The organism is Pantoea sp. CTOTU49201 (genome assembly GCF_032054795.1).
Taxonomy (GTDB): Bacteria; Pseudomonadota; Gammaproteobacteria; order Enterobacterales; family Enterobacteriaceae; genus Pantoea; species Pantoea symbiotica.
The window spans coordinates 1-6,446 of sequence record NZ_DAMBSA010000282.1 but is presented as its reverse complement, the minus strand read 5'-3'; the positions used below and the strand labels follow the sequence as shown (position 1 = coordinate 6,446).

The 6,446-nt window shown below is 54.2% G+C and carries 7 protein-coding genes; 1 reads left to right on the top strand and 6 read right to left on the bottom strand.

What is annotated here, in order from left to right:
- The 5 genes from RTY00_RS17595 to RTY00_RS17575 form a co-directional block, all read right to left on the bottom strand.
- The coding region (locus RTY00_RS17595) for a DUF6363 domain-containing protein (RefSeq protein WP_312665292.1) at positions 1-903 on the bottom strand (903 nt) is incomplete at its 3' end.
- A 179-nt stretch (positions 904-1,082) separates the two neighbouring features.
- A complete protein-coding gene (locus tag RTY00_RS17590; RefSeq protein ID WP_007893192.1) occupies positions 1,083-1,244 on the bottom strand; it encodes a DUF1328 domain-containing protein in 162 nt (53 codons plus the stop codon).
- Between the two features lie 93 nt (positions 1,245-1,337).
- A complete protein-coding gene (gene osmY / locus RTY00_RS17585; RefSeq protein ID WP_008103296.1) occupies positions 1,338-1,952 on the bottom strand; it encodes a molecular chaperone OsmY in 615 nt (204 codons plus the stop codon).
- Positions 1,953-2,213: 261 nt separating this feature from the next.
- Entirely contained in the window at positions 2,214-3,803 is a 1,590-nt protein-coding gene (gene prfC / locus RTY00_RS17580; protein ID WP_061720497.1) for a peptide chain release factor 3, read from the bottom strand.
- A gap of 259 nt (positions 3,804-4,062) precedes the next feature.
- A complete protein-coding gene (locus tag RTY00_RS17575; RefSeq protein ID WP_312665291.1) occupies positions 4,063-5,166 on the bottom strand; it encodes a M20 peptidase aminoacylase family protein in 1,104 nt (367 codons plus the stop codon).
- Positions 5,167-5,404: 238 nt separating this feature from the next.
- Here RTY00_RS17575 and ftnA point away from each other — a divergent pair, with 238 nt between their 5' ends.
- Entirely contained in the window at positions 5,405-5,911 is a 507-nt protein-coding gene (ftnA, locus tag RTY00_RS17570; RefSeq protein WP_008103301.1) for a non-heme ferritin, read from the top strand.
- A 96-nt stretch (positions 5,912-6,007) separates the two neighbouring features.
- Here ftnA and RTY00_RS17565 read toward each other — a convergent pair.
- A partial coding sequence (locus RTY00_RS17565; RefSeq protein ID WP_312665290.1) for an EAL domain-containing protein occupies positions 6,008-6,446 on the bottom strand: 439 nt, incomplete at its 5' end.

Below are 6,446 nucleotides of genomic sequence, written 5' to 3'. Positions count from 1 at the left end.
GAGCGTGGCGAGGAAATAGCGCCCGCTGCGGCGGCCTAAATGGTAATCCTGATTCAGCGATGACAAGCGGCTGCCGAGCGCCATGCTCGCCAGCGGTTTCGGCGGACAGATTTCGATAATGCGCAGGTTATCCGGCGGCTGCTCGATGAACTGCTGAATCTCGCGATAGCTCTCTTCATGCTGATGCAGGATGTTGATCATCGGCTGCAAGGCGCTGTCAGACAAAAAGCGCTCCATGCGTTTAAACCACTTCGGCGTGTATGACACCTGCGACGGCACGGTGCGGATCACAACAATGGTATCCGCGCCACGGCGTGCGGCTTCGCGTACCGGAATTGCATCGCTGATGCCGCCATCCAGATAACTTACGCCATCCATTTGCACGCCGCTGCGGTAAAAGCCGGGAATCGCGCTGGACGCTTTCAGGATGTCATGCCAGTTGCTGCTGATCGGATTGAAGTACTCGGCGCGGTAATCGTCGCTGCGGCAGGCGCACATATAAAACTCGCTGCCTTTGGCAAACAGCCCTTCGGCGGTGTTGAGCGCCAGCGGAAATTCCTGTTTGGTGATATCGATCAGCCAATCGAGATCGATAAGATGCCCGCCGCGCACGAATCGTAGCGGATCGAAGAATAATTTGCTGGTGGTGTAACGCGAGATCACGCGTCGCGCGTAGCCAGGCTGGCCACAGACAAACGCCGACAGGTTTTGTGCCCCGGCCGAGGTGCCAAGTAACAGTTGAAAGGGATTGAAGCCTGCGCGTTGAAACTCATCCAGCACGCCTGCGGTAAAGATGCCGCGCTGGCCGCCGCCTTCGCACACCAAGGCGATTTTACTGGATTTGAAAGGGGTTAAAGCTAGCGGTTCAAGTGAACCTAACGTCAACGGAATACGTGTTCCCAATGGATGTCCCTCAGTGTTGCTTGCTCTGAGGGAGTCGCCGAAGCAGCATCCCGGAGAACCAGTCATTGTCGTTCCCTGACCAATTGCTTCTGCAATCGTTGCGGCTTCATAGTATGCCGCAAATGACCGGTCTCCGCTTTAGGTGACTCGCGGGTTAGCGTCTATTGAGACGCAAGTAGTCAGGGTCGTTTGCGCCCGGTAAACAGGCTCACGAGGAACAGAATAATACCGACAATGAAGACAATTTTAGCTGCCCATGCTGCCGTACCCGCCAGACCGCCGAAACCTAATGCTGCAGCAATCAGAGCGATGACCAGAAAGATAATACCCCAACGAAACATAAGCCTCTCCTTTACCATTGTGAAAATCGAACTGCTTATTTACACCTTTGTTTTTATTACGAAACGGCACCAACTGGTGCCGAGTCGCTCGCGTTAAGATTTCACCTTCAGGTCATTCTTCACGCTTTTCACGCCTTCAATGGCTTTGGCGATTTTCTCAGCACGATCGGACTGTGCCTGGTTCGCCACTTCCCCTGATAACTGCACCACGCCGTCGGTGGTTTCCACCTTAACGTTGCGTGATGGCACGATGTCATCTGCTAACAGCTTAGCTTTAATTTCGCTGGTGGTTGCGGTATCGCCCGCATAACCTTTCAGAGAAGCATTTTTGCTGTCTTTAACGTGTAGTTTGTCGCTGACGGATTTCACACCTTCGACTTTCTGCACCAGCGCGACGGCTTTTTCAGCCTGATCCTGAGAAGCCACAAAGCCGCTCAGTGTCACCACGCCATCATGCGTTTTGACGGAGATATCCGTGCTTTTAATCGCTTCATCATCCACCAGCGCCGCTTTGGCTTTAGCAGTGATGCCGCTGTCATCCATATAACCATCGACTTTTTTCATAGAGCTATCGATCTTCGCACCCGCGCTGTCGGAGGTTTGCTGTGCTTTCTGCGACAGTGATTCATCTGCGAACGCCGCACCGCTCAGCAGAGCAGAACCGGCCAGGGCAGCAATCAGGGTTTTGGCAATCTTAGTCTTATTCATCGATATCATCCTTCTATCAGTTAACTCATCCGTTATCGCGGATGCGCCAGCAACGAACGGCGTTGCTGAGTTACTGGACGTAATGAAACCCGAAAGGTCTCTTTTCTCGTCCGACAGGATAATAGTAGTAGGGATTACAGCTTTTGCTGGCTCTTGTGGTTGATATATCGCCAAAAAGAGAAAAAAACAGCGGAATTAGGAGGAGTCTGTAACAAATAAAACAGGGCCAGTGAAAATCACAGGCCCTGCTGGCAACGCCGATTAGTGCTCGCGCGTTTTGCGGAATCGCACGTCAGGATAGCGTTCCTGGGTGATGTTGAGATTCACCATGGTCGGCGCGATATACGTGAGGTTATCACCGCCATCGAGCGCCAGGTTCACTTCGTTTTTACGCTGGAAATCGTCGAATTTCTTCGCGTCATCACACTCAACCCAGCGAGCGGTTGAGACGTTAATGGCTTCGTAAATCGCTTCAACGTTGTATTCGCTTTTCAGGCGCGCCACCACCACTTCGAACTGCAGCACACCGACCGCGCCCACAATCAGATCGTTATTATGCACCGGACGGAACACCTGCACCGCGCCCTCTTCCGACAGCTGAACCAGCCCTTTCAGCAGCTGTTTCTGCTTCAGCGGATCGCGCAGGCGAATACGACGGAACAGCTCTGGCGCGAAGTTCGGAATGCCGGTGAACTTCATGTTTTCACCTTGCGTAAAGGTGTCGCCGATCTGAATGGTGCCGTGGTTGTGCAGACCAATGATGTCGCCCGGATAGGCTTCTTCCACGTGCGAGCGGTCACCGGCCATAAAGGTCAGTGCATCGGAAATCACCACGTCTTTACCGGTACGCACCTGACGCAGCTTCATGCCTTTTTCGTACTTGCCGGATACCACACGCATAAAGGCCACGCGGTCGCGGTGTTTCGGGTCCATGTTTGCCTGGATCTTAAACACGAAGCCGCTGAATTTCTCTTCTTTCGCTTCCACCAGACGCGTGTCGGTGTTGCGTGGCATCGGGCGCGGCGCCCAGGAAACCAGGCCATCTAGCATGTGATCAACGCCGAAGTTACCCAGCGCGGTGCCGAAGAACACCGGCGTGAGTTCGCCGCTCAGGAACAGCTCCTGATCGAACTCGTGCGAGGCGCCCTGCACCAGCTCGAGCTCATCGCGCAGCTGCTGTGCCAGATCTTCGCCCACCGCTGCGTCCAAATCGGGATTAGCCAAACCTTTAACGATGCGCACTTCCTGAATGGTGTGGCCTTTACCGGTTTGATACAGGTAGGTTTCGTCGTTGTAGAGGTGATAAACCCCTTTGAAATACTTGCCGCAGCCAATCGGCCAGGTAATGGGCGCGCAGGCGATCTTCAGCTCGCTCTCCACTTCATCCAGCAGCTCCATCGGATCGCGGATGTCACGGTCGAGTTTGTTCATAAAGGTGATGATTGGCGTATCACGCAGGCGCGTCACTTCCATCAGCTTACGAGTACGATCTTCAACACCTTTCGCGGCGTCGATTACCATCAAACAGCAGTCAACCGCCGTCAGCGTACGGTAAGTATCTTCGGAGAAGTCTTCGTGTCCTGGGGTATCCAGCAGGTTCACGAGGCTGTCGCGATACGGGAACTGCATCACCGAGGTGGTGATGGAGATACCGCGTTGTTTCTCCATCTCCATCCAGTCCGATTTCGCGTGCTGGTTGGAGCCGCGGCCTTTGACGGTACCGGCGGTTTGAATCGCCTGTCCGAACAGCAGCACTTTTTCGGTGATTGTGGTTTTACCGGCATCCGGATGCGAGATGATCGCAAAAGTACGGCGGCGCGCCACTTCTTCTAAAAAGGGAGCATTAGACATTGAGTGAATTCTTCTTCAAGGGCAGCACGCGGGCGGCGCGCTGCGAATAAATCGTTTCGGGGTCATTGCGCAGGATAACGCGGCCAATGGCGACGCAGTGGCGTCAGTTCACAGCAAGAGGTGTGCGATCTACATTGGCGGCAGTTCCGATTATCCCGGCAGCATTGAGGCGGCATAGCATACAATATTTCGCCGAGGGGGGAAATCGTCGCATGGTGTTGCCCTTGTAGGGCCGCCATTCATGGCGACCCATTCACATTCAGCCTAAAACCCGCACCACCGCCGCTTTAAAAATCTTCACGCCAATCTCCAGCGAACTCAGCTCAAAGCGCATCTCAGGATGATGCAGGCCCGGCACCAGATTGGTTCCCAATCCCCAGAAACCGGCTTTCACCTGTGGATTTTTCACCGGGTAATAGAAGAAATCTTCGCTGCCCGGCGTGGTTTTAGTATCCAGCAAACCGTCTTCACCCAGCACATCAACAATTGCCGCGCGAATCACCGCCGTGGCTTCTTCATGAATTTCTGCTGCTGGCATCTCTTTCAGCACCACCACGTCAGCCGTAGCACCCAGCGCCGCCACGCTGTGCTGAATCGCCAGCGTCACTTTCTCTTTGAGCACATCCATTGGCGCGTTTTCCTGCGAACGCAAATCCCACACCACGCGCGCCTCATCCGGCACCGAGTTGGTCACGCCCGCGTCGCACAGGAAGCGCGTGGCTTTCACGCTCCAGGTCAAACCCGGCGGCAGATGGATGGCGTTGACGGCCTGCACCGCTTGCACTGCCGCATCCAGCGCGTTAACGCCCAAATGCGGACGCGCCGCATGCGCCGGTGCGCCTTTGATGGTGGCTTCCAGCGTGCTGCAGGCGGAGTAGATCACCGCTGGCGTCGCTTGCCCAACATGGCACTCTTCCAGCGGACGCACATGGAAGCCGAGAATCATCTCCACATCCTCCAGCGCGCCGCCCTCAATCATCGCCAGCGCGCCAGCACCGAGTTCTTCCGCTGGCTGGAACAGCAGCTTCAGCCGCCCTTTCTTGATCGCGCCCTCTTTCAGCAGCTCTTGCGCCGCCGTCAGCACTACTGACGAATGGCCATCGTGGCCGCAGGTGTGACGCGCACACGCCACGCCGTCAATGATATGACCAAGCGCATCCATATCCGCACGCAGCGCCAGCACCGGACCGGGCACGCCGCTGTCGATTTCCGCCACGATTCCAGTGGTGTTATTGATGCCGCGCGTCACCTTAATTCCGGCGCTTTCCAGCTGATCGGCAATATAAGCAGAGGTTTTGAATTCCTGAAAACCCAGCTCGGGAATTTCATGCAGAAAATGGTAATGCTCTAAGACGTTCGACACCGCTAAGCTCCTGACAAGTAAAGGCAAGCCTCAGCATCGCCCGATGTGCAGCTATAATCAATCCAGCGTGAATGAAAATTAGTCAAAAGTGAGAACTCTTCGCATTCAACATGTGGAATAATTCCATTTACAATCAATAAGATAAATTCAACTTTTTTAAGGAAAGTCCTTCACAAAAAAGTATAGATTGATGCATAATTCGCCGTACTTCACCTGACAAATTAAAAAGGACTCAGCCATGTTAACTGCTGAAATGACCTCGCGTTTAAACGACCAACTGAACCTCGAATTCTTCTCTGCCAACCTGTATCTGCAGATGAGCGCCTGGTGCAGCGATAAAGGCTATGAAGGTGCCTCTTCATTCCTGAAAATGCATTCTCGCGAAGAGATGCAGCACATGCAGAAGCTGTTTGATTACGTCAGCGATGCCGGTGCTTTGCCGGTGCTGGGCAGCATTGCTGCACCGGCCATTAGCTGGACGTCACTGAACGACGTGCTGGAAGAAGCGCTGAAGCATGAGCAGCTGATCACCAAAAAAATCAACGAGCTGGTGCACACCGCATTAACTACGCAGGATTACTCGACCTTCAACTTCCTGCAGTGGTACGTTGCCGAGCAGCATGAAGAAGAGAAGCTGTTCAAAACCGTGCTGGATAAACTGGCGATGGTCGGCACCAAAGGCGAAGGCCTGTTCCTGGTGGATAAAGATCTCGGCCACATGTCTGTCGACGGCCACGGCGCATAATAATAAAGATTACACACAGCAAAACAGAGAACGCCCGACATGTCGGGCGTTTTTTTATGCATTTCGTAGGGTCGCCATTTATGGCGACCTACTTGCCTATTCCAACTCCTTCAACCGCAACTCCGATGGCTGCGGACGGCCAAAGAAATATCCCTGGAACAGCGTACAACCCTCTTCTCGCAGCTTGGCAAACTGCTCGCCGTTCTCCACGCCTTCAGCGGTGATCTGAATATCGAGGCTGCGGCTCATGCCGGTTATCGCGCGGATAATCGCCAGCGCCTCGCGGCTATCACCCATATCGTTGATGAACGACTTGTCGATTTTGATCTTGTCGAACGGAAACGAACGCAGATAGCTGAGCGATGAGTAGCCGGTGCCGAAATCATCCAGCGCAATCTGCACGCCAAGGGTTTTCAAACTCTGCAATGTGCGGATATTCCCGAGCGTATCGTCCAGCAGCACCGATTCGGTGATCTCCACTTCCAGCCGATGCGGCGCCAGCCCCGATTCACGCAGCGCGCCTTCCACCACGGAT

What these genes read in the sequence shown, in the direction of transcription:
- RTY00_RS17590 (WP_007893192.1), bottom strand. Translation starts at nt 1,244, where the DNA reads ATGTTTCGTTGGGGTATTATCTTTCTGGTCATCGCTCTGATTGCTGCA.
- osmY (WP_008103296.1), bottom strand. Translation starts at nt 1,952, where the DNA reads ATGAATAAGACTAAGATTGCCAAAACCCTGATTGCTGCCCTGGCCGGT.
- prfC (WP_061720497.1), bottom strand. Translation starts at nt 3,803, where the DNA reads ATGTCTAATGCTCCCTTTTTAGAAGAAGTGGCGCGCCGCCGTACTTTT.
- ftnA (WP_008103301.1), top strand. Translation starts at nt 5,405, where the DNA reads ATGTTAACTGCTGAAATGACCTCGCGTTTAAACGACCAACTGAACCTC.